Source organism: Rahnella bonaserana, assembly GCF_019049675.1.
Lineage (GTDB): Bacteria > Pseudomonadota > Gammaproteobacteria > Enterobacterales > Enterobacteriaceae > Rahnella > Rahnella bonaserana.
Genome location: NZ_JAFMOW010000065.1, coordinates 330,870 through 354,700 on the forward strand (window position 1 = coordinate 330,870; position 23,831 = coordinate 354,700).

A 23,831-nucleotide genomic window follows, 5' to 3' on the forward strand; every position below is an offset into this window, starting at 1 on the left:
AAGCATCAGTGATGCGCCTCACACGGTTGTAACGTCAGCTTGCAGATAATTAGCCGTTTACGGCATCTTTCAGCGCTTTACCTGCACGGAAGCCAGGTACTTTGGCTGCTGCAATGCTGATTTCTTTACCGGTCTGTGGGTTACGACCAGTACGTGCTGAACGTTCACGCACGGAGAAAGTACCGAAACCTACCAGAGCTACTTCATCCCCAGCTTTCAGGGTGTCAGTGACAGATGCAAGAACAGCATCTAAAACACGTCCCGCTGCGGCTTTAGAAATATCAGCACCGGCAGCAATTTTGTCGATCAATTGTGACTTATTCACTCTTATCATCCCCTCTTAATTTCGTTCATCACGCAGCATTATCCCTGCAGACGTGACCGCGCTGCTGTTATATCAATCTTGTCAGAGCGATGCAAGCGACTGAAAGCAGCCTGAAACCCTTTGACCGTTGACTAAGTTAACGGCACAAAAAAAAGCTGGCAAGTGAGATTTCACCTGCCAGCCTGAGTTTTATTCAACTGTGTAAGCTGATGTCACTATTTTGCTGCCACCGGCAGTGCGCCGTAAGCCGGATTTTGCAGTGCGATGTTCAGAACATCATCAATGCGTTTTACCGGGTGGATCTCAAGATCTGCCAGCACGTTTGCCGGAATTTCTTCCAGATCGCGTTTGTTGTCATCCGGGATCAGAACCACTTTGATGCCGCCACGATGGGCTGCGAGCAGTTTTTCTTTCAGACCACCAATTGGCAGAACCAGTCCACGTAAAGTGATTTCACCGGTCATCGCAACATCTGCACGAACCGGGTTACCGGTCAGACAAGACACCAGCGCGGTACACATTGCAATACCGGCACTCGGACCATCTTTCGGCGTTGCCCCTTCTGGTACGTGAACGTGGATATCACGTTTTTCGTAAAAGTCAGGGTTGATACCCAGTTTGTCCGCACGTGAACGCACAACGGTCAGCGCGGCCTGAATGGATTCCTGCATCACTTCACCCAGAGAACCGGTGTAAGTCAGCTTACCTTTGCCCGGTACGCAGGCCGTTTCGATGGTCAGCAGTTCGCCGCCCACTTCGGTCCACGCCAGACCAGTGACCTGGCCCACACGGTTTTCGGTATCAGCACGGCCATAATCGACCTTCTGTACGCCGAGGAAATCTTTCAGGTTGTCGCCGTTGATTTCAATGTGCTTGATGTCTTTATCCATCAGCAATTGCTTAACTGCTTTACGGCAAAGTTTAGACAACTCACGTTCTAAACTACGCACACCCGCTTCACGGGTATAGAAACGGATAATGCCGATGATTGCACTGTCGTCAACCGTCAGTTCGTTCTTCTTAAGCGCGTTACGCTCAAGCTGCTTCGGCAGCAAATGCTGTTTGGCGATGTTCAGTTTTTCGTCTTCGGTATAGCCGGAAAGACGGATCACTTCCATACGGTCGAGCAGCGGGGCCGGGATGTTCATCGAGTTCGACGTAGCCACAAACATCACATCTGACAGGTCGTAATCGACTTCCAGATAGTGATCGTTAAATGCCACGTTCTGTTCCGGATCCAACACTTCCAGCAAAGCAGAAGCCGGATCACCACGCATGTCCGAGGACATCTTGTCGATTTCATCGAGCAGGAACAGCGGGTTTTTAACGCCGACTTTCGCCATTTTCTGGATCAGTTTGCCCGGCATGGAACCGATATAGGTACGACGGTGACCGCGGATTTCCGCTTCATCACGTACGCCACCCAGCGCCATACGAACATACTGACGGCCAGTCGCACGTGCGATTGACTGCCCCAGTGAGGTTTTACCCACACCCGGAGGCCCGACCAGACACAGGATTGGGCCTTTAATTTTGCTCACACGACTCTGCACTGCGAGGTATTCCAGAATACGGTCTTTGACACGCTCCAGACCATAATGGTCGGTATCCAGAACTTCCTGTGCTTTGCGCAGGTCTTTTTTGACTTTGCTGCGGGCATTCCATGGCACCTGAAGCATCCAGTCGATATATCCACGGACAACCGTGGCTTCGGCGGACATCGGTGACATCATTTTCAGCTTTTGCAGCTCAGCTTCGGTTTTTTCACGCGCATCTTTCGGCATTTTGGCCGCTTCGATTTTGCGTTTCAGCGCCTCATGCTCGTCAGGCGTGTCGTCCATTTCGCCAAGTTCTTTCTGAATCGCTTTCATTTGCTCATTCAGATAGTACTCACGCTGGCTTTTTTCCATCTGTTTTTTGACACGATTACGGATGCGTTTTTCAACCTGTAACAGGTCGATTTCCGATTCCATCATCGCCATCAGATATTCCAGACGCTCGGTGATATCAAACATTTCCAGCACGGATTGTTTATCAGCGAGTTTCAATGGCATATGCGCAGCGATGGTGTCAGCCAGACGTGCAGCATCTTCAATGCTGTTCAGTGAAGTCAGCACTTCCGGCGGGATCTTTTTGTTCAGCTTGATGTAGCCTTCAAACTGATTAATCGCAGTACGCACCAGAACTTCCTGCTCGCGTTCATCCACGGCCGGAGATTCCAGATATTCCGCCTGGGCAGCAAAATGCTCGCCACTGTCAGAAAGTGTCGTAATACGCGCGCGTTGTAACCCTTCCACCAGCACTTTGACCGTGCCGTCCGGGAGCTTCAGCATTTGTAATATTGAGGCAACCGTACCCACGGAGAAGAGGTCATTAACGCCCGGCTCATCTGTAGAGGCTTCTTTCTGCGCCACCAGCATGATTTTTTTGTCGTGATCCATCGCGGCTTCAAGGCACCGAATCGATTTTTCCCTGCCAACAAACAACGGGATCACCATGTGCGGATAAACCACCACATCGCGCAAAGGCAATACGGGGATTTCTATGCGTTCAGAACGCTCAGGGTTCATAGAGCTCTCTCTTAGTTTAGCTTCCGCCAGGTTAAGGAAATCTCGTGAAACACGAGTCAGACGGGTTTCAGCAAGTCGTTAACTGAGTATATGGGGATGAATGTCTGACATTCAACGATAAGAATGTGCGAAAAAAAAATGGGGGACAAAATCCCCCATTTCATGGCTAACTCTCTGGATAGATTGGCTAATTATTCGCCAGATGCCTGTTGCGCTTCTGGTTTGCCATAAATCATCAGAGGTTCTGACTGGCCCGCAATCACGGACTCATCAATCACCACTTTCTCGACATCTTCGAGAGACGGCAGATCATACATAGTATCCAGCAATGCGGCTTCTACGATGGAACGCAGACCACGGGCACCGGTTTTACGGACCATGGCTTTTTTCGCAATCGCAACCAGCGCTTCATCGCGGAATTCCAGTTCAACGCCTTCCAGATTGAACAATGCCTGATATTGCTTAGTCAGGGCATTTTTCGGCTCTTTCAGAATCTGAATCAGAGCCTCTTCGTTCAGTTCGCTCAGGGTCGCTACCACTGGCAGACGGCCAATGAACTCAGGGATCAGACCAAATTTGATCAAATCTTCTGGTTCAGCCTGCGCCAGCAACTGACCTTCTGTTGCTTTCTGTTCTTTGCCTTTAACTTCTGCACCAAAACCGATACCGGTATTGGTATTGATACGCTGACCAATCACTTTATCCAGACCGGCAAATGCACCGCCGCAGATAAAGAGGATTTTCGAGGTATCAACCTGCAGGAATTCCTGCTGTGGATGCTTACGTCCGCCTTGCGGTGGAACGGCAGCCACGGTGCCTTCAATCAGTTTCAGCAGCGCCTGCTGAACACCTTCGCCAGACACATCACGTGTAATGGACGGGTTATCAGATTTGCGGGAAATCTTATCGATTTCATCAATATAAACAATGCCGCGTTGCGCTTTCTGTACGTCGTAGTCACATTTCTGCAGCAGTTTCTGGATAATATTTTCGACGTCTTCACCCACGTAACCGGCTTCGGTCAGCGTGGTGGCATCGGCCATAGTAAATGGCACATCCAGGAAACGCGCCAGGGTTTCAGCCAGCAGCGTTTTACCGCTACCGGTCGGCCCGATCAGCAGAATGTTGCTCTTGCCCAATTCGATACCGTTGCTGGTATCGCCATTGCGCAGGCGCTTGTAGTGGTTGTACACAGCCACAGCCAGCACTTTTTTTGCAGGTTCCTGGCCGATAACATAATCGTCAAGATGCTGACGGATTTCATGCGGCGTCGGTAATGCACTGCGTTCACGGTGTGGCGCGACTTCTTTGATCTCTTCGCGAATAATGTCATTACATAAATCGACACATTCATCGCAGATATACACTGACGGCCCGGCAATCAGCTTACGCACTTCATGCTGGCTTTTGCCGCAAAAAGAGCAGTACAGCAGCTTTCCTGAACCGTCTTTGCGCTTATCTGTCATCAGTAAACCTCTTCTCTAGTATCAGTCCCGCAGCGTAGCAAAAACACCACGGCACGACCATATTACACAACAGCCGCATGATTGGCTGATGTCTGTTCATTCCTGTTATGACTCATTGCAGGCAGATTTTGCTTGATACAAAACCTGCCTTTGAGACGTCCGTATGAGTATAACTATAGACCATCAGCCCGGCAGAAATAAGCCGTCAGGCGCGATGGGTAAATACGGAGTCCACCAACCCGTACTGTACAGCCTCATCGGCAGACAGGAAACGGTCACGCTCAGTGTCACGCTCTATTTCTTCAAGAGTTTTACCCGTATGTTTCGCCATCAGCTCATTCATACGTGATTTCACTTTGAGAATTTCTTTCGCGTGGATCTCGATGTCCGTCGCCTGGCCCTGGAAACCGCCCAGTGGCTGGTGGATCATCACGCGTGAGTTTGGCAGACAGAAGCGTTTGCCTTCTGCACCGGCGGTCAACAGGAATGCACCCATTGAACAAGCCTGCCCCATACAAATGGTGCTGACGTCCGGTTTGATGAACTGCATGGTGTCATAAATTGACATACCGGCAGTGATCACACCACCCGGTGAGTTGATATAAAGATAAATGTCTTTTTCCGGACTTTCTGCTTCCAGGAACAGCATCTGGGCAACAATCAGGTTAGCCATATGGTCTTCAACCTGACCTGTCAGGAAGATGATACGTTCCTTAAGCAGACGGGAGAAGATGTCGTATGAACGTTCGCCCCGTGAAGTTTGCTCAACCACCATGGGTACCAACGCCATGTTTGGTGCAAATTGCTCTCTTTCACCACTGTATGACATAACCGTCTCCTAATAGATTCTGTTTGGCGCTCTTTAAAACCGATTCTACTTGAGATAGGCACACATGACTATGCTCAAGCGGCCAAGTCGCCATTTACACGCCTGACGGTCGTTATCAGTCAGATTTTAACTACAAATTTACCTGGGTTCGTTCTTATCAATTGGGGGATTTAGCCCCTTTTTTCAAGCCTGCAGGAATATTTCTTTTTCTCACGCTGTCCCGGACCGGGGAAAAGCCATTCTGGATGGGGTCAATGTGAGGTTTCTACGTGGGCTGTGCCTTATATTGATAAATATAGTGCAAAAACAACAGTCAAAAACAGAAATTACCTGATTTTCAGCAAATAAAAAGCCCGCAGTAAAAACTGCGGGCCTGAGAAGCGAACCTGTAAACAGGTTCAGCAACGTGCATTTAACTTATGCAGGTTGAGTCTGGTTCATCAGCTCAGTAAAGGTAGTGGCTTTTTCAGTCACTTTTGCTTTAGACAACAGAGTTTCGACCGCTTGTTCTTCCAGAGCGACGTTACGCATGTTGTTCATCAGCTCTTTGTTTTTGCTGTAGAACTCAACAACTTCTTGTGGATCTTCGTACGCAGAAGCCATTTCTTCGATCAGCGCTTTAACGCGATCTTCGTCAGCTTTCAGTTCGTGCTGGCTGATCACTTCGCCCAACAGCAGACCGACAACTACGCGACGTTTAGCTTGCTCTTCGAACAACTCACGTGGCAGTTCCAGCGCTTGTTTTTCGTTGCCGCCGAAACGTTGTGCAGCCTGACGACGCAGAACATCAACTTCGCCGTCGATCAGTGCAGCTGGCACGTCGATTTCGTTAGCGCTGACCAGACCGTCGATTGCCTGAGTTTTGATGCGGTTACGAACAGCACCTTTCAGCTCGCGTTCCATGTTTTTACGCACTTCAGCGCGCAGACCTTCAACAGAACCATCAGCCACGCCGAAACGTTTGATGAATTCTGGCGTCAGTTCTGGCAGTTCACGCTCTTCAACTTTCTTCAGAGTGATAGCGAACTTAGCAGCTTTACCTTTCAGGTTTTCAGCGTGGTAATCTTCCGGGAAGTTCACGTCGATTGTGAATTCTTCACCCGCTTTGTGACCGACCAGACCTTCTTCGAAACCTGGGATCATGCGGCCCTGGCCCATAGCCAGTACGAAATCAGAGGCTTTGCCGCCTTCGAAATCTTCACCGTCGATAGAACCGGAGAAATCAACTGTTACACGGTCTTCAGCAGTAGCTGCAGCGTCAGTTTCTTTCCAGTCAGCTTGTTGCTTACGCAGAGTTTCCAGCATGGTATCAACATCAGCGTCGTTAACTTCAACAACAGGTTTTTCAACTTCGATGTTTTCCAGATCTTTCAGCTCAACTTCCGGGTAAACTTCGAATTCTACGGAGAAATTGAAGTCTTCACCTTGCTTGTACTCACCCGGGATATAGTTAGGTGCGCCAGCCGGATTGATTTTTTCTTTGATGATCGCATCAACGAAATTGCGTTGCATCAGATCACCCAGCACGTCCTGACGTACTGACGCGCCGTAACGCTGTTCGATGATGTGGCTTGGTACTTTGCCTTTACGGAAGCCGTCAATACGTACTTTTTTAGAGACGTTGATCAGTTCACTGCTCACTGCTTTTTCAATGCTTTCAGCAGGAACAGTAATCGTTACGCGGCGCCCAAGGCCTTGAGTGGTTTCAACAGAAACTTGCATCTTGTTACCTCAAAAAAAAATCACAGTGCTCGGTCAACTCCAGAAGTCGTTCTCAAGATGAGAAGCAGCATCGAGTGCGCGAACTTACCTTGAAAACGACTTCTAAGAACCGGGACAGTTCTGTATCAGAACGTAGCCCTGTATTCGAGAGCGTCCGAAACCATTCCGGAAAAATTAGACGCGACATTATAGCGACGCAGACGCATTGAGTCGAGGACGGTATCTGTTACGCGGGAGGAAACTCACACGGGAATCGATCCTTCGAAAAAAGCGGTCATTGCAAAGGCATTTCACCTTGCCGTCTGTCCGTCAGAAGAAAAACAAAAACGGCCCGCGGGCCGTTTCTTGAAATTCGCATCTACTAATACCGCATCTGACAAGGAAAGTTCCAGTCTTACCGTCTCAAACGCCGATATTTATGCCTTTAATGAATCAAATCGTGACGATTACGCCATTGTACCCGCACCGCGACAAGGCGGAGAAGCCGGAACCGTATCCTGCAAGCCTTCCCATTCTTTCAGGGTATAAGTATGCAGAGCCAGGGCATGAACGCTGCCCGCCAGTTCTTCGGTTAATCTTCCATAAATTGCACGATGACGCGCCAGGAAACGCTCACCGATAAACTTATCGGACACCATCACGACTTTAAAATGGCTCTCGGAGCCTGCAGGGACATTATGACGATAGCTTTCGTCAGTCACTTCCAGAAACGCAGGTTCGAATGCTTCAACTAATTTTGCTTCTATTTGCTCACGAATCATAGCAATCTCCTTACACCGCATCAGCTGAGAACTGCGTCTGTCTGGTACATCTATCTCTCTATAATGATAGGCTGTTTTCCGGACTCTATGCATGCCAGAAGAATAAATTTCTGCTGCGGATTGATAAAAACACCGCTCAGCCTGTCAAAGCTGATTCTGTCAAAGAAAGTGCAGCTCCGCCACGGATGATGACAGCCATCCGCGAGCTAATGGCTTCTTTGCTGAAAAAAAGTGCAAAAAACACGTTTTCCGGATTTTTGGGTCTTTCCCCGGAAAATGGCAATGTTATGATGTCGGCAAAATTTTGAGCACTATTCCCTTATTAATATTGAGAAAATACACATGCTAAAGAAAATTATTTTCCCGGTTCTGGCGATGTTGATGCTGGCAGGCTGCGCCACCAGCACGAATACGCTGGACGTTTCTCCGAAAATTGTACTGCCTTCACAGGATCCTACTCTTCAGGGCATCACCATCAGCATCAACGGTGCTGACCAGCGTAAGGATCAGGCACTGGCGAAAGTTAACCGTGATGGCCAGCTGATTTCCCTTACTCCTTCCCGTGACCTGCGTTTCCTGCTGCAGGAATCGCTGGAGAAACAAATGACCGCCCGTGGTTACATGGTCGGTGCTGACGGCGCTGTGGATCTGCAAATCGTGGTGAATAATCTGTATGCGGATGTTCAGGAAGGTAACCTGCGTTACAACATCACCACCAAAGCGGATATCTCTATCATTGCAACGGCTAAAAATGGCAACAAACAGGTGAAAAACTACCGCTCGACGTACAATGTTCAGGGCGCACTGTCTGCGACTAACGCGAAGATCACCAACGCGGTTAACACCACTCTGGGCGATGTCATCAGCGACATGGCGTCAGACACCAGCATCAGCGACTTCATCAAAGCCAACGCACGATAAGTTTCTGTTGTAAGAGTGATCACTTCTGCCCGGCTTGTCCGGGCAGAATGCTTTCTGAGGCAAGTGATTGTCTTTCCCGATAAGCATCCCTTCCTTTAATATGCATATGCACCACTCTCTCACCGGTTCGCAGGAACACAATTTTAATGAAAGGTCAGTATTTCAAGATTTTCACGCAGCGTAACACCGTCATTTTGCTGCTTCTGGGTTTTGCTTCCGGCTTACCACTGGCGCTGACATCCGGCACGTTGCAGGCATGGATGACGGTGGAAAACGTCGATCTGAAAACGATCGGGATTTTCTCGCTGGTCGGTCAGGCTTACGTTTTCAAATTCCTGTGGTCACCGATGATGGACCGTTATACGCCCTCTTTCCTCGGGCGCAGACGTGGCTGGCTGATACTGACGCAACTCCTGCTGGTGGTGGCAATTTTTGCCATGGGATTTATGGATCCCTCGAAAGATTTATTCTGGCTGGCATCGCTGGCAGTGCTGATCGCCTTCGCTTCCGCGTCTCAGGACATCGTTTTCGATGCCTACAAAACCGATTTATTACCGCCGGAAGAACGTGGAAACGGTGCGGCGGTTTCCGTACTGGGTTACCGGCTGGCGATGTTGGTTTCAGGTGGACTGGCATTGTGGCTTGCGGATCGTTATCTCGGCTGGCAGCACATGTACTGGCTGATGGCGGGTCTGATGCTGACTGGCGTGATTGCCACCCTGCTGTCTCCGGAGCCTGAAAACTCGCAACCCGCACCGCGCACCATCGAAATGGCCGTGGTCGCACCGCTGAAAGACTTTTTTGGTCGTAATAATGCCTGGCTGATTTTGCTGCTCATCGTGATGTACAAAATGGGTGATGCTTTCGCGGGCAGCCTGAGTACCACATTTTTGATCCGCGGTGTGGGGTTTGATGCCGGGGAAGTCGGGCTGGTGAACAAAACGCTCGGTCTGGCCGCCACGATTATTGGCGCACTGCTTGGCGGAATGCTGATGCAGCGTCTTAGCCTGTTCCGCGCGCTGATGCTGTTCGGGATTTTGCAGGCCGTATCTAATGCGGGTTACTGGATCCTCGCCGTTACGGATAAAGATTTGATCACCATGGGCACAGCGATTTTCTTCGAAAATCTGTGCGGGGGAATGGGGACGGCGGCCTTTGTCGCGCTGCTGATGACGTTATGTAACCGCTCGTTTTCGGCCACACAGTTTGCTTTGCTTTCTGCGCTGTCTGCGGTGGGCCGTGTGTACGTCGGGCCGATTGCCGGCTGGTTTGTGGAAGCCTACGGCTGGCCGTGGTTTTATCTTTTCTCGATTGTGGCGGCGGTCCCCGGTTTACTTCTGCTGGCAGTTTGCCGGCAAACGCTGGAATACACCCAGAATACTGACAGTTTTCTGCCCCGCATTCACTTTGCGAAATCTTACCGCTGGGCGCTGCGTTGCCTGCTGACGGGAAGCGTACTGCTGCTCCTGTGGCTGGTCACACTGATTGCCGACAGTATGGGCTGGACATCCTGGCAAGCTCTGGCGACAGTTTTACTGGAAACCGGCGCATTTATTTGCCTGACTGGTGTTATTTTAGGCAGCCTGCTCGACTTTTTATCTCTGCGCCGTACCGCACGTTCATGATTTACCGCCATTCATTTGAAATGAATGGCGTGTTCATTTAACAACTGATCAATAAATATCACTCAATAATTTAAATTCAGAAAAAATAATATTCACGGGGATAATTTTTCTCCGCCGCTTTTTGTTGATTTTATTTCACTCGTTTTAAACATTAATTTAACATTAATTAAACCTATCGATCAGATAACGCCCGGCAATAATAATGGGAAAATGTGTCACTCCTTGTTTTTCATCACCATAGAAAAAAATCTATACGCAACATATTGTTGCCCACTGTAAATTGTCACGATCCGTGACATGTGTGACTGCGTTAACATAAAGTGTCAACAGCGGCTTGACACTTGTTTAAGCGTGTTTACAGTCCTGCAACCTTCCCGTAAAATGCCCGCACACCTGAAGCGACAATAGAGCCCTAGTTATTGAGGTCGTTAGATGAGACTTAAGAAATACAATAAAAGTATTGGGATGTTGTCCTTATTTGCTTCCGCGTTATTGTTGAGCGGTTGCAATACGGCATTGATGGATCCCAAGGGAGCAATTGGACTCGAGCAGAGAACGCTGATTTTAACCGCTATCGGTTTAATGCTGATCGTTGTTATACCAGTTATTATCATGGCGTTTGCCTTTGCGTGGAAGTATCGTGCTTCCAACACAAAAGCAAAATACAGTCCTGATTGGTCCCACTCCAACAAAATTGAAGCCGTCGTCTGGACAGTTCCAATTATTATCATTGCCATCCTGGCAACGATAACCTGGAAAACCACCCACTCGCTTGATCCGTTCAAGCCTATCGTGACTGACGAAAAACCGATGACGGTTGAAGTCGTTTCTCTGGACTGGAAATGGTTGTTCATTTATCCGGAACAGGGCATCGCTACCGTTAACGAACTTGTCATTCCTAAAGATGTGCCAGTTCAGTTCAAAGTCACTTCAGACTCTGTGATGAACTCGTTCTTTATTCCTCAGTTAGGCGGGCAGATTTATGCGATGGCCGGTATGCAGACTCAGTTGCACTTGATTGCAAATGAAGCCGGTACCTATAAGGGCATCTCAGCAAGCTTCAGCGGCCGCGGTTTCTCTGGCATGAAGTTCAACACGATTGCGACTCCAACCCGTGCCGATTTTGACACCTGGGTAGCGAAAGTGAAAAGCGCACCGAACCAGCTGGCAACCACTGATGACTTCAACAAACTGGCTGCACAGAGTATCGACAACCCGGTCGAATACTTCTCTGTTGCAAAACCTGGTTTGTTCAAAGAAATCATTGGCAAATACTCCATGCATGACATGAAGGCAGCGCCAGAAGGTCACACCATGCCAATGCCTGCAGGCAGCGACATGAAAGGCATGGATATGGGTGGACAGTCTCACGCAGCCGGAGCCGAGGAATAAACGATGTTCGGAAAATTAACGCTTGATTCGGTTCCGTATCATGAACCGATTATCATGGTCACAGTTGCCGCGATTATTATCGGTGGCCTGGCAGTTCTTGCCGGCATCACCTATTTCGGTAAGTGGAAGTATCTGTGGACCGAGTGGCTGACGTCTGTCGACCACAAAAAATTAGGTATCATGTATATCATTCTGGCCTTCGTCATGCTGTTGCGTGGCTTTGCCGATGCCATCATGATGCGTAGCCAGCAGGTTCTTGCTTCTGCAGGTGAACCGGGCTTCCTGCCTCCTCATCACTACGACCAAATCTTCACCGCGCACGGCGTAATCATGATCTTCTTCATGGCGATGCCTTTCGTAATCGGTCTGATGAACGTGGTTGTTCCTTTGCAAATCGGTGCACGCGACGTTGCGTTCCCGTTCCTGAATAACGTGAGCTTCTGGTTCACCGCCGCTGCTGTCGTGCTCATCAACATCTCTCTGGGTGTGGGTGAATTCGCACAGACCGGCTGGTTAGCCTATCCGCCACTGTCAGGTAAGGAATACAGTCCGGGGGTCGGGGTAGATTACTGGATCTGGAGTCTCCAGATATCCGGTGTCGGTACCTTGCTGACCGGTGTTAACTTCTTTGCGACCATCCTGAAGATGCGCGCTCCTGGTATGCCGCTGATGAAAATGCCGGTATTTACCTGGGCCGCACTGTGCACCAACGTGTTGATTATCGTGTCCTTCCCGATTCTGACCGTCACTGTGGCACTGCTGACTTTAGACCGTTATCTGGGCACCCATTTCTTCACGAATGATATGGGCGGCAACATGATGATGTACATCAACCTGATTTGGGCCTGGGGCCATCCGGAAGTGTACATTTTGGTTCTGCCAGTATTCGGTGTGTTCTCAGAAGTTACTGCAACCTTCTCGAAAAAACGTCTGTTCGGTTACACCTCACTGGTATGGGCAACTATCGCCATTACCGTGTTGTCGTTCATCGTTTGGCTGCACCACTTCTTCACCATGGGTTCAGGCGCAAACGTCAATGCCTTCTTCGGCATCATGACGATGATCATTTCTATCCCGACCGGGGTAAAAATCTTCAACTGGCTGTTCACCATGTATCAGGGCCGTATCACGCTGAATGCAGCAATGCTGTGGACCGTTGGCTTCATCATCACCTTCTCTGTGGGTGGTATGACCGGCGTTCTGCTAGCGGTTCCGGGTGCTGACTTCGTGCTGCACAACAGCCTGTTCCTGATTGCCCACTTCCATAACGTAATCATCGGTGGTGTGGTCTTCGGTTGCTTCGCAGGTCTGACTTACTGGTTCCCTAAATCCTTCGGCTTTACGCTGAACGAAAAATGGGGTGTGCGTTCATTCTGGTTCTGGATCATCGGTTTCTTCGTTGCGTTCATGCCACTGTACGTACTGGGCTTCATGGGTATGACCCGTCGTGTCAGCCAGAACATCGATCCTGAGTTCCACCCGCTGCTGGTTGTTGCGGCATGCGGTGCTGCACTGATTGCCTGCGGTATCCTCTGCCAGCTGATCATGATCTTCGTTTCCGTTCGCGACCGCGACCAGAACCGTGATCTGACCGGTGACCCATGGGGCGCACGTACTCTGGAGTGGGCAACCTCTTCTCCTCCTCCGTTCTACAACTTCGCTATCGTGCCGCAAATTCACGACCGCGATGAGTTCTGGGACATGAAAGAGAAAGGTACCGCTTACAAGCAGCCTGCTAAATATGAACCGATTCATATGCCACGTAACAGCGGCGCCGGTTTCATCATCGCTATGCTGAGTCTGGTTTGTGGTTTCGCATTAATCTGGGATATCTGGTGGCTGGCAGCAGTGAGCTTCATTGCGCTGGTTGTGACCTGGATTGCGAAAAGCTTCGACGAAGATGTTGATTACTACGTGCCAGTTGAAGAAGTGGAACGTATTGAAAACCAACATTATGAACAAATCCGTAAAGCAGGTGTGAAACATGGCAACTGATACTCTGACTCACCACGATGAGGCCCATGCTGAGCATGGGCACCACGACGCAGGTGCAACCAAAGTCTTCGGCTTCTGGATCTACCTGATGAGTGACTGCATCTTGTTTGCGAGCCTGTTCGCAACGTATGCAGTACTGGTAAACGGGACCGCTGGCGGTCCCTCTGGTAAAGACATTTTTGAACTGCCGTTCGTGCTGGTAGAAACCTTCTGCCTGCTGTTCAGTAGTATCACTTACGGCTTTGCAATGCTGGCCATGAACAAAGGCAACAAAGCAGGCGTTAACGGCTGGTTGTTCCTGACATTCCTGTTCGGTTTAGGCTTCATCGGGATGGAACTCTATGAATTCCATCACCTGATTGCTGAAGGCTATGGCCCGCAGCGCAGTGGTTTCCTGTCTGGCTTCTTTGCGCTGGTCGCCACCCACGGTCTGCACGTGACCTGTGGTCTGATTTGGATCCTGACCATGATGGTTCAGGTTTCACGTCGCGGCCTGACTGAAGTCAACAAAACCCGTCTGATGTGTCTGAGCCTGTTCTGGCACTTCCTGGACGTGGTGTGGATCTGCGTGTTTACCGTTGTTTATCTGATGGGAGCGATGTAATGAGTCATTCTGCTACTTCCCATGGTGGCGCAAGCCACGGCAGCCTGAAGTCATACGCTATTGGCTTCATCTTGTCGGTTATCCTGACGGTGATCCCGTTTGCCATGGTCATGACCGACACGGCATCACATTCACTGATCCTGGGTACCGTGGTTGCTTCCGCAATCATCCAGATCGTTGTCCATCTGGTGTTCTTCCTGCACATGAATACGTCGTCGGAAGAGCGCTGGAACCTGGTGGCACTTCTGTTCACCGCTGTGATTATCTTTATCGTCGTTGTGGGCTCATTGTGGATTATGTATAACCTCAACCTCAATATGATGGTCAGTTAAAGAGCCGAGCTGCACGTGATGATTAAGCAATACCTGCAAGTAACGAAACCAGGAATTATTTTCGGCAACTTAATTTCTGTCATCGGGGGATTCCTCCTTGCTGCCAAAGGCAGCATCGACTTCCCACTCTTTCTCGCCACTTTGGTGGGTGTTTCGCTGGTTGTCGCATCGGGTTGTGTATTTAACAACTTTATCGACCGCGACATCGACCGGATCATGGAAAGAACGAAGAACCGGGTCCTGGTGAAAGGGCTTATTCCGCCGAAAACAAGCCTGGTTTACGCGACCATTCTGGGTATTGCGGGCTTTGCGTTGTTGTATATCGGAGCAAATCCGCTGGCGATGTGGCTGGCAGTGATGGGCTTTGTGGTTTATGTCGGCGTCTACAGCCTGTACATGAAACGCAACTCGGTATACGGCACGTTGATCGGCAGCTTGTCTGGCGCAGCGCCACCAGTTATCGGTTACTGCGCCGTTTCAGGCCAGTTCGATACCGGTGCCCTGATCCTGCTTCTGATCTTCAGCCTGTGGCAGATGCCGCATTCGTACGCGATTGCCATCTTCCGCTTTAAAGATTATCAGGCAGCAGGCATCCCGGTTCTGCCAGTGGTGAAAGGCATCTCCGTCGCCAAGCATCATATTATCGTCTACATTCTGGCGTTTATGATTGCGACGCTGATGCTGACCCTGAGCGGTTACGCAGGTTATAAATACCTGGTTGTGGCCGCCGCTGTCAGTATCTGGTGGCTGGGCATGGCACTGAAAGGTTACAAAACGGAAAACGACGTGGTGTGGGCAAGAAAACTGTTTGGTTTCTCCATCATCACTATCATGTCGCTGAGCTTCATGATGTCTGTAGATTTTAATTCTGCGCCAACATCGTTGCTGACCTACGTTTGGTAACACTCAATTTCAGTGTAACGCTCTGAAATCACAGTCAAAGGCCAGTAGCAATACTGGCCTTTTCTTTTGCTTAGTCTGACGGGCAAACACCGTAATATCTGCTAAAGATCCATCGTTTTACCCAGGCCGGCTTAATCATTAAAATGTCGGATTGTTATTTTGAGGTAGTAATGTGAACGATAACCAGATGACCCCGCAGGAAAGTCGGGCTACATGGGGACTAGGGACAGTATTTTCTTTGCGCATGCTCGGCATGTTCATGGTTCTGCCGGTGCTGACCACCTATGGCATGAAACTCTCCGGTGCCAGCGAAACACTGATCGGTATCGCTATCGGTATTTACGGACTGGCACAGGCCATTTTCCAGATCCCATTTGGACTACTTTCTGACCGCGTTGGCCGCAAGCCACTGATCGTCTTTGGTCTGGTCATCTTCTGTATCGGCAGCATTGTGGCTGCTTCAACCGAATCTATCTGGGGCGTGATCATTGGTCGTGCCCTGCAAGGCTCCGGCGCGATTGCCGCCGCCGTGATGGCCCTGCTTTCTGACCTGACCCGCGAGCAAAACCGCACCAAAGCGATGGCGTTTATCGGCATCAGCTTCGGCATTACCTTTGCAATTGCGATGGTACTTGGCCCGATCATCACCCACGCCTGGGGTTTACACGCCCTGTTCTGGGCGATCGCGGTACTGACAATTTTCGGCATCATTATTACCGTTGCCGTGGTGCCCTCCCCTGCCACGCATATCCTTAACCGTGAATCGAGTATGGTGAAAGGCAGTTTCGGTAAAGTGCTGAGCAACGCCAAACTGCTGAAGCTCAACTTCGGGATCCTGTGCCTGCACGTATTGCTGATGTCGAGTTTTGTGGTGTTACCGCAAGTCATGGAACATGCCGGATTCCCGCCGAGTGAGCACTGGCGCGTCTATCTGGTGACCATGCTGACCTCTTTCGTCGCCGTCATTCCGGTGATTATCTATGCCGAGAAGAAACGCCACATGAAACAGGTGTTCATGGGCTGCGTCGCGGTATTGCTGCTTGCGGAAATTGTGCTCTGGGCGGCAGGTCTGCATTTATGGGCCGTGATTGCCGGTATCCAGCTGTTCTTCCTGGCATTCAACGTGATGGAAGCGATTCTGCCATCGCTCATCAGTAAAGAATCGCCTGCAGGCTATAAAGGCACCGCAATGGGACTTTACTCTACCAGCCAGTTTATCGGCGTGGCGATTGGCGGCAGCTTAGGTGGTTATGTTTACGGACAGGCGGGCGCCGGCGCAGTATTCCTGGTGTGTGCAGCCATTGCGGTCATCTGGTTACTGGTCAGTTCTATCATGACCGAACCGCCGTATGTCAGCAGTCTGCGCATTACATTGTCTGAACTGGCTGTGAAAGATTCTGCCCTTCAGGCTCGTATTCTTGCCCAGCCGGGGGTGGCAGAAGCGGTAGTCGTACCGGAAGAATTCAGTGCTTACGTGAAGGTCGATACCAAACAGACCAACCGCAAAGCCCTCGAGCAACTGGTCAGCGCCGCCTGACGCCCTCTGACATTAATAAACGCTGTGCCTGCAAACTGGCACAGCGTTTCAATTTTATCCCCACCGCGTGACTCTCCTCACTTAAAAAACCTCAGTAATCATTATCCTCAAGAATTCCTTAACAAAAATTTTGTCAGTGATGACGGCTTTCGGGCCTTTTGAGGATCTCATGAAAACATATGCTCTCGTTGGCACCGGCGGACGCTCAGGTTTATACATTGAAGCGATCACCGGCAAATACCGCCACAATGCAAAATTTGTGGCCTTCTGTGATACAAACCAGACGCGAATGGATTATGCGAACCGCCAGCTTGAGCAGAGCGGCATCGCCCGTGTATCGACCTGGAAAGCCGCTGATTTCTCCGCGATGCTCGACGAGACGAAACCGGACATTGTGATCGTCACCAGCATGGACCGCACACACGATGATTACATCGTTCGCGCCCTGCACGCCGGTTGCGACGTCATCACTGAAAAGCCGATGACCATTGATGAACCGCGCGCTTTGCGCATTCTGGATGCCGTCGATGCGACCGGGTATCAGGTGCGTGTGGCGTTTAATTACCGTTACGCGCCACATCACAGCAAAATGCGTGAACTGCTGATGCAGGACACCATCGGTGAAGTGCTGTCCGTGCATTTTGAATGGCTGCTCAATACCGAACATGGTGCAGATTATTTCCGTCGCTGGCACCGTGAAAAACGCAATTCCGGTGGCCTGCTGGTGCATAAATCCACCCACCATTTCGACCTGATGAATTTCTGGCTGAACAGCACGCCGGAGAAAGTCTATGCCCAGGGCGACTTGCGTTTTTACGGCAAAGAGAATGCAGAGAAACGTGGCGTAACCGAATTTTATCCGCGTGCGCATGGCTATCGGCAGGCGCAGAACGATCCGTTTGCCTTGCACATGCAAGACAACGCCCAGCTCAAAGCGCTGTATCTGGATGCGGAGCATGAAGATAACTATTTCCGAGACCAGAGTGTGTTCAGCGACGGCATTAACATTGAAGATACGTTGTCGGTACTGGTGAAATACCAGAACAAAGTGCAGCTGACCTATTCGCTAAATGCCTATCTGCCCTGGGAAGGATTGAACGTGGTATTCAACGGCACCAAAGGCCGCATTGAAATGAAAATCGTCGAGATGTCTTACGTTAATGCCGGCGGTAAACGTGAAAACGAAGGCAGTATTGAGAAAGCAGAAATCACGGTTTACCCGTTGTTTGCACAGCCGTGGAAAGCAGAATTCCAGCTGGGAGAAGGCGGTCACGGCGGCGGCGATAATGCCATGCTGGAAGACCTGTTTGGCGAGCGCAAGGACGATCCGTTAAAACGCGCTGCCGATCACCGCGCGGGTGCGATGTCGATCCTGACCGGGATCGCCGGAAACCTTTCGATGCAGCATGATAAACCGATTTACTTTAAAGACTTCGAACTGGTGAAAAGACTGCGCCAGCGGAAGTAAATGCTATAAAAAAGGGACGCACAGCGCCCCGATCTTAATTGCAAAGAGCCAAGTAATTTGAGCTGCAGGAAGGCGGAAAATGAAGGAACCCGATGAGCTTACTGGAGTATGTGATTCGGGTTACTGAATGCAGCCAACGCATCTGCAGTTCAAAGAACGACGGCTATTAATCTCTGAAGTTTTTGAACTGGAAGGGCTGGCCCAGATCACCTTTCTTCACCAACGCCATTACGGCCTGCAAATCATCACGTGCTTTGCCGGTGACGCGAACTTCGTCGCCCTGTACCTGCGCCTGTACTTTAATTTTACTGTCTTTGATCAGCTTGACGATTTTCTTGGCCAGCGCGGATTCAATGCCAGAATGCAGTTTGGCTTCAACGCTGTAAGTTTTACCGCTGTGATCCATCTGCTCAGGAATTTCCAGCGCGCCGCCTTCGATACCACGTTTGGCTAACTTCTCACGCAGAATATCGACCAGCTGGTTTACCTGGAAATCAGATTCACTGGCCACTTTGATACTCTCGTTTTTCTCGTTGAGATCGAAGCTGGCAGGAATATTACGGAAATCCCAGCGGGTTTGCAGTTCACGGCTGGCATTTTCCACGGCATTGCGTACTTCCTGCATGTCGATTTCGGAAACAATGTCAAAAGACGGCATAATCGCTTCTCCCTGTAGTTTTTGTATTGCACGTTATATGGCGTGCATAATACCGCCTTCAACCGTCGATGCCAAACAACTGCAAACAAGCAGGCATAAAGTGCCCCGGGAGTCAAAAAGTGCAGGTGAAAATGTGATCTACAGCACGAATGTCTATACTAATAAGATAACCGGACAGCAGAATATTCTTTCTACAGCCGATTTAGCGGGCGTATTTCGTCCCACATCCCGGGAGGCACAATGAAAATAACAGTATTGGGTTGCGGTGCGCTGGGACAACTTTGGCTTTCAACCCTTTATCAGCAAGGCCACGACGTGCAGGGATGGATCCGTATTCCTCAGCCTTTTTGCGCCGTCAATGTCATCTCGCCGGAAGGCATCGCTTTTAACCGCAATATGCCGACTAACGATCCGCAACATCTGGCGCAGAGCGAATTACTGCTGGTCACGCTGAAAGCATGGCAGGTTTCCGGTGCGGTCAGCATGCTGATGCCGATGCTTAATGATAATTGCGCCATATTGCTGTTGCATAACGGCATGGGAACTGTCGATGAATTACCGGCTAACCGGCTGGCGATTTTACAGGGTGCAACGACCCACGCAGCGCGGCATGAAGGCAATGCGATAGTCCATGTGGCTGCCGGAGCGACACACATCGGCCCGGTGACCCCGCGCGGTATGGCGCTGAGTTCACTGGCGGATACGCTGCATAATGCCTTACCGGACGTTGCGTGGCATGACAACATCAAACCCTCGCTGTGGAATAAACTGGCGGTGAACTGCGTCATTAATCCGCTGACAGCTTTGTATGATTGTACCAACGGCGACCTGCTGGCTTATGCCGATCAGATTGAGCAAATCAGCCAGGAGGTGTCGCAGGTTATGGCGATTGAAGGCGTCGAAATTCACAGAGAATCTTTGCTCAGCTTCGTCTATCAGGTGATTGAATCTACCTCTGCTAATCATTCGTCAATGCTGCAGGATATCCGCAATCAGCGTCATACCGAAATTGATTACATTACCGGCTATCTCCTGCGTCGCGGGCGTAAATTCGGCCTGACCCTGCCGGTCAATACCCGCTTATTTGAACAGATTAAGAAAAAGGAAAATGATTATGAGCGCGTCAGTTCTGGTCTGCCTGGCACCTGGTAGCGAAGAAATAGAAGCCGTCACTGCGATTGATTTGCTGGTACGGGCGGGTATTAACGTCACCACGGCGAGCGTCGCGGGTGATGGGGATCTTGAGATCCGCTGCTCACGCGGCGTGCGCATTTTGGCCGATGCCGCGCTGGTCGATGTCGCTGATGAAGAGCACGACGTGATCGTGCTGCCCGGCGGTCTGGGTGGCGCGACCTGTTTTAGCGAAAGCCCGCTGCTGGTGGAGAAAGTCCGTCAGATGCACGTCAGCGGTAAAATAGTTGCCGCCATTTGCGCCGCACCTGCGCTGGTACTGGAATATCACGATTTATTCCCGGTCGGCAATATGACCGGTTTTCCGGGCTTAAAAGATAAAATCGACCCAAACAAATGGTCCGATCGCCGGGTGATTTTTGATCCGCGCGTCAATCTTCTGACCAGCCAGGGACCCGGCACCTCAATGGAATTCGCCCTGAAGATTATCGATCTGTTGCTGGGTAAAGCTAAAGCTGCGGAAATCGCCGCACAGCTGGTGCTCGCACCGGGGATTTATAATTACACCGACGAAGGCGCACGGGGATCCTGAGCCACAAGAGATCCAAAATAATTCTGGCAAATAAAAAGGGGCTCAGCATTGCTGAACCCCTTTTTTTAATTCTGAATATTGTTTATGGACGATAAACTTTTACGTTATCAAAGCCCTGCTCTTTCAGATACAGTGCCTGCAAACGACTCATCACGCCACGGTCGCAATACAGCAGATAGGTTTTGCTCTGGTCCAGATCGCCAAACTGCGTCGCCAGCTTATAGAAAGCTAAAGGCTTCACTTCAACGTTTTCCAGCGCCAGCGGCTGTGCTTCCACTTCATCCGGCGCGCGCACATCCAGCACGATGTCGGTTGAAGTAAATTCGGCCACGGTTTCTACTTCCGGCACCACTTCTGCAGCCTGGGTGGCGATTTCGCGAATATCTACGTTTCGCGCTTCGCTGACCACTTTATCCAGAATATCGAAATCGAACATCGCTTCTTCGGCTTCGATTTTGGCTTTCACCGCTTTCACCGTCGGACTTTTCGAAATCACACCGCAATATTCCGGCATGGTTTTCGCAAAATCTTCCGTCCCGATTTCACGGGCAATCTTGATGATGTGCTCTTTATCGTGAGAAATCAGCGGACGCAGGATCAGCGTGTCGGAAACGTTGTCAATCAGTCGCAGGTTAGTCAGCGTCTGGCTGGAAACCTGACCGAGCGCTTCACCGGTGACCAGCGCCTGCACGCCGTAGCGCTCAGCAATGGAAGAAGCGGCACGTACCATCATGCGTTTAAGGACAACGCCCATCTGACCGTCTTCGACTTTTTCGAGGATTTCACCGACCACCGGTTCGAAATCGACGGAGATAAAGCGGACGCGGTGCGAGCTGCCAAAACGGTTCCACAGATAATGAGCCACCTGCTTAACGCCAATCTCGTGCGCGGCACCGCCGAGATTAAAGAAGCAGTAATGCACACGACAGCCGCGACGCATCAGCATATAACTGGATACGCCGGAATCGAAACCGCCGGAAATTAGCGAGATCACATCTTCCTGCGTGCCAATCGGATAACCGCCCTGACCTTCGAGGCGATTTTTCACCAGCACCAGCTGATCGTCGTTGATTTCCAGTTTCACCGTCACCTGCGGATCTTTCAGGCTGACCTTCGCTGATTCGATGTGCTGGTTCAGACCGCCGCCGACATAGCGTTCTACTTCGGTAGACGTAAAGTCATGTTTGCCACGACGTTTAACGCGCACGCAGAAGGTTTTTCCTTCTACTTCAGAACGATAAGCTTCCAGTGTTTGCTCGAAGATGTTGTGAACGTCAGTGTAAGGACGGTCTTCGACTTCTTCGACATAACGGATACCCGGAATGCGGCAGAGCAATTCCTGGATCAGGTCGTGTTTGCTTTCGTCTTTGCTGCGAACTTCGATATGATCCCAGTGGCGAACCACCGCCAGCGTCTCATCATGCGGTCGCACGATATTGCGAATGCTGCTAGAGAGGATCTTAATGAAGCGCAAACGCACAGATTGGCTCTTGATGGTGATTTCAGGGAACAATTTAATGATAAACTTCATGGCAGTCTTTTGTTAGCGGGTGAAAAAACGGGGTAGTAAGTCGCTGAATAAGGATCTAGGATCCTATTATTGCTAAGCCAAATGTTCGAAATGTGTCACATTGGGCTTAGCAATAATATCTGCGGCGCAGAGTATATCACTTAAAATGGGTACTCTGTGCACAAAACCCTGCAGCCGATGTCATGCTGAACAGGAATGTCTCTTGAGGCCGAGCGCTGACTCTGCCGCCTCAGTACTTCGATCATCCATTCTGATCAACGATATTAAAAGAGAATTATGCCAAAAAAATCCGCACCACCTGCCAATTTTGAAACGGCTCTGGCCGAACTGGAACAGATCGTTTCCCGCCTCGAATCAGGCGAGTTGCCTCTGGAAGACGCACTCAACGAATTTGAGCAAGGCGTCCAGCTGGCGCGTCAGGGGCAGCAAAAGCTGCAACAGGCAGAACAACGTGTTCAGATCCTGCTCGACAGCGACAACGATGCTCCGCTGACCCCGTTCACCCCAGAAGCCGAGTAACTGGTCATGTCTGAAGCGATTTCCTTTTCCGGCGCTGACGGATTTACGCATGAGCTGCGCGCGAAGCAAAAACGTGTCGATGAAGTCTTAACGGCGTATGTCAGCGCACAGCCACTGGCCGATTTACCGCTGGTTGAGGCAATGCGTTACGGCGCGCTGCTGGGTGGTAAACGTCTGCGCCCGTATCTGGTTTACGCCAGCGGTCAGCTGTTCAGTCTTGATTTAAAGAATCTTGATGCTCCTGCGGCAGCCGTGGAATGTATCCATGCGTACTCCCTGATCCATGATGATTTACCGGCGATGGACGACGACGATTTGCGCCGTGGTCAGCCAACCTGCCACATCAAGTTTGGCGAGGCCAATGCGATTCTGGCGGGTGATGCGTTACAGACGCTGGCGTTCTCGATTCTGGCCGACAGTGAAATGCCGGACGTGGCGGTAAAAGATCGTCTGGCGATGATTTCCGAACTGGCCAGCGCCAGCGGTGCCAGCGGTATGTGTGGCGGTCAGGCTCTGGATTTAGCCGCTGAAGGCCAGCAGGTCGGCCTTGAAGCGCTGGAAAAAATTCACCGCCATAAAACCGGTGCGCTGATCCGCGCCGCCGTGCGAATGGGCGCGCTGGCTGCCGGTGAAACCGGACGCGCCGTTTTGCCTATACTGGATAACTACGCGCAGGCCATTGGCTTAGCCTTTCAGGTCCAGGACGATATTCTGGATGTGGTTGGCGATACCGCAACACTTGGCAAACGCCAGGGCGCCGATCAGCAGCTGGGAAAAAGTACCTACCCTGCCTTGCTGGGGCTCGACGGCGCAAAGGCCAAGGCCATGGACCTGTATCAGGAAGCCGTTTCTGCACTGGATCAGCTGGCTGCACTTTCGTACAACACAGCGCCACTTCTCGCGTTAGCCAGCTTTATCATTGAGCGCGATAATTAAACTTACTATGAGCA

Annotated in this window: 21 protein-coding genes; 13 read left to right on the top strand and 8 right to left on the bottom strand. The window is 50.6% G+C overall.

The features are described 5' to 3' along the window. Positions 1-49 precede the first annotated feature (49 nt). The 6 genes from hupB to bolA all read right to left on the bottom strand — a co-directional run bounded on the left by hupB (position 50) and on the right by bolA (position 7,673). Positions 50-325 (bottom strand): nucleoid-associated protein HU-beta, encoded by a 276-nt coding sequence (gene hupB / locus J1778_RS17305; protein WP_013576637.1) that lies wholly within the window; start codon positions 323-325, stop codon positions 50-52. Positions 326-540: 215 nt separating this feature from the next. Beyond that, positions 541-2,895 (bottom strand): endopeptidase La, encoded by a 2,355-nt coding sequence (gene lon, locus J1778_RS17310; protein WP_095924954.1) that lies wholly within the window; start codon positions 2,893-2,895, stop codon positions 541-543. 191 nt (positions 2,896-3,086) lie between these two features. After that, positions 3,087-4,361, bottom strand: coding sequence for an ATP-dependent protease ATP-binding subunit ClpX (clpX, locus tag J1778_RS17315; protein WP_112287508.1), 1,275 nt, complete (start codon positions 4,359-4,361; stop codon positions 3,087-3,089). A 205-nt stretch (positions 4,362-4,566) separates the two neighbouring features. Then, positions 4,567-5,190, bottom strand: a complete 624-nt coding sequence (clpP, locus tag J1778_RS17320; protein ID WP_056771081.1) for an ATP-dependent Clp endopeptidase proteolytic subunit ClpP — start codon at positions 5,188-5,190, stop codon at positions 4,567-4,569. Between the two features lie 417 nt (positions 5,191-5,607). Further along, positions 5,608-6,912: a trigger factor gene (tig, locus tag J1778_RS17325; RefSeq protein ID WP_112287507.1), complete on the bottom strand. Its 1,305-nt coding sequence runs from the start codon at positions 6,910-6,912 to the stop codon at positions 5,608-5,610. Between the two features lie 446 nt (positions 6,913-7,358). Then, a complete protein-coding gene (bolA, locus tag J1778_RS17330) occupies positions 7,359-7,673 on the bottom strand; it encodes a transcriptional regulator BolA (protein WP_013576642.1) in 315 nt (104 codons plus the stop codon). 342 nt (positions 7,674-8,015) lie between these two features. Between bolA and J1778_RS17335 the strand changes: the two genes are divergently transcribed. From J1778_RS17335 to J1778_RS17375, 9 genes are all read left to right on the top strand, one after another. Further along, positions 8,016-8,594, top strand: coding sequence for a lipoprotein (locus J1778_RS17335; RefSeq protein WP_217174213.1), 579 nt, complete (start codon positions 8,016-8,018; stop codon positions 8,592-8,594). Positions 8,595-8,740: 146 nt separating this feature from the next. Further along, positions 8,741-10,219, top strand: coding sequence for a muropeptide MFS transporter AmpG (gene ampG / locus J1778_RS17340; RefSeq protein ID WP_217174214.1), 1,479 nt, complete (start codon positions 8,741-8,743; stop codon positions 10,217-10,219). Between the two features lie 432 nt (positions 10,220-10,651). Then, positions 10,652-11,611: a cytochrome o ubiquinol oxidase subunit II gene (gene cyoA, locus J1778_RS17345; RefSeq protein WP_112287504.1), complete on the top strand. Its 960-nt coding sequence runs from the start codon at positions 10,652-10,654 to the stop codon at positions 11,609-11,611. Between the two features lie 3 nt (positions 11,612-11,614). Continuing rightward, positions 11,615-13,606, top strand: coding sequence for a cytochrome o ubiquinol oxidase subunit I (cyoB, locus tag J1778_RS17350; protein WP_112287503.1), 1,992 nt, complete (start codon positions 11,615-11,617; stop codon positions 13,604-13,606). After that, the gene (locus J1778_RS17355; RefSeq protein WP_101075483.1) at positions 13,596-14,210 is read left to right on the top strand and encodes a cytochrome o ubiquinol oxidase subunit III; all 615 of its coding nucleotides are present in this window, start codon (positions 13,596-13,598) and stop codon (positions 14,208-14,210) included. The genes cyoB and J1778_RS17355 overlap by 11 nt, the downstream gene beginning before the upstream one ends. Then, on the top strand, positions 14,210-14,542 hold the full coding sequence (locus tag J1778_RS17360; RefSeq protein ID WP_013576648.1) for a cytochrome o ubiquinol oxidase subunit IV: 333 nt from the start codon (positions 14,210-14,212) through the stop codon (positions 14,540-14,542). The genes J1778_RS17355 and J1778_RS17360 overlap by 1 nt, the downstream gene beginning before the upstream one ends. Positions 14,543-14,560: 18 nt before the next feature. Continuing rightward, the gene (cyoE, locus tag J1778_RS17365; protein ID WP_112287502.1) at positions 14,561-15,445 is read left to right on the top strand and encodes a heme o synthase; all 885 of its coding nucleotides are present in this window, start codon (positions 14,561-14,563) and stop codon (positions 15,443-15,445) included. A 172-nt stretch (positions 15,446-15,617) separates the two neighbouring features. Then, the gene (locus tag J1778_RS17370; RefSeq protein WP_217174215.1) at positions 15,618-16,982 is read left to right on the top strand and encodes an MFS transporter; all 1,365 of its coding nucleotides are present in this window, start codon (positions 15,618-15,620) and stop codon (positions 16,980-16,982) included. 169 nt (positions 16,983-17,151) lie between these two features. Beyond that, on the top strand, positions 17,152-18,450 hold the full coding sequence (locus J1778_RS17375) for a Gfo/Idh/MocA family protein (protein WP_217174216.1): 1,299 nt from the start codon (positions 17,152-17,154) through the stop codon (positions 18,448-18,450). Between the two features lie 166 nt (positions 18,451-18,616). Here J1778_RS17375 and J1778_RS17380 read toward each other — a convergent pair whose 3' ends face one another. Then, positions 18,617-19,108 carry a YajQ family cyclic di-GMP-binding protein gene (locus J1778_RS17380; RefSeq protein WP_112287500.1) on the bottom strand — a complete coding sequence of 164 codons (492 nt, stop codon included), beginning with the start codon at positions 19,106-19,108 and terminating at the stop codon, positions 18,617-18,619. A gap of 240 nt (positions 19,109-19,348) precedes the next feature. Here J1778_RS17380 and panE point away from each other — a divergent pair, with 240 nt between their 5' ends. Both panE and yajL read left to right on the top strand, forming a co-directional pair. Continuing rightward, complete coding sequence (gene panE, locus J1778_RS17385; RefSeq protein WP_217174217.1) at positions 19,349-20,260, top strand: 2-dehydropantoate 2-reductase; 912 nt, start codon at positions 19,349-19,351, stop codon at positions 20,258-20,260. Continuing rightward, positions 20,223-20,831, top strand: coding sequence for a protein deglycase YajL (yajL, locus tag J1778_RS17390; RefSeq protein WP_217174218.1), 609 nt, complete (start codon positions 20,223-20,225; stop codon positions 20,829-20,831). The genes panE and yajL overlap by 38 nt, the downstream gene beginning before the upstream one ends. 82 nt (positions 20,832-20,913) lie before the next feature. Here yajL and thiI read toward each other — a convergent pair whose 3' ends face one another. Beyond that, positions 20,914-22,362, bottom strand: coding sequence for a tRNA uracil 4-sulfurtransferase ThiI (gene thiI / locus J1778_RS17395; protein WP_217174219.1), 1,449 nt, complete (start codon positions 22,360-22,362; stop codon positions 20,914-20,916). 276 nt (positions 22,363-22,638) lie between these two features. Here thiI and xseB point away from each other — a divergent pair, with 276 nt between their 5' ends. After that, the gene (xseB, locus tag J1778_RS17400) at positions 22,639-22,881 is read left to right on the top strand and encodes an exodeoxyribonuclease VII small subunit (RefSeq protein WP_013576657.1); all 243 of its coding nucleotides are present in this window, start codon (positions 22,639-22,641) and stop codon (positions 22,879-22,881) included. A 6-nt stretch (positions 22,882-22,887) separates the two neighbouring features. Continuing rightward, a complete protein-coding gene (gene ispA, locus J1778_RS17405) occupies positions 22,888-23,817 on the top strand; it encodes a (2E,6E)-farnesyl diphosphate synthase (RefSeq protein WP_112287496.1) in 930 nt (309 codons plus the stop codon). Positions 23,818-23,831 lie beyond the last annotated feature (14 nt).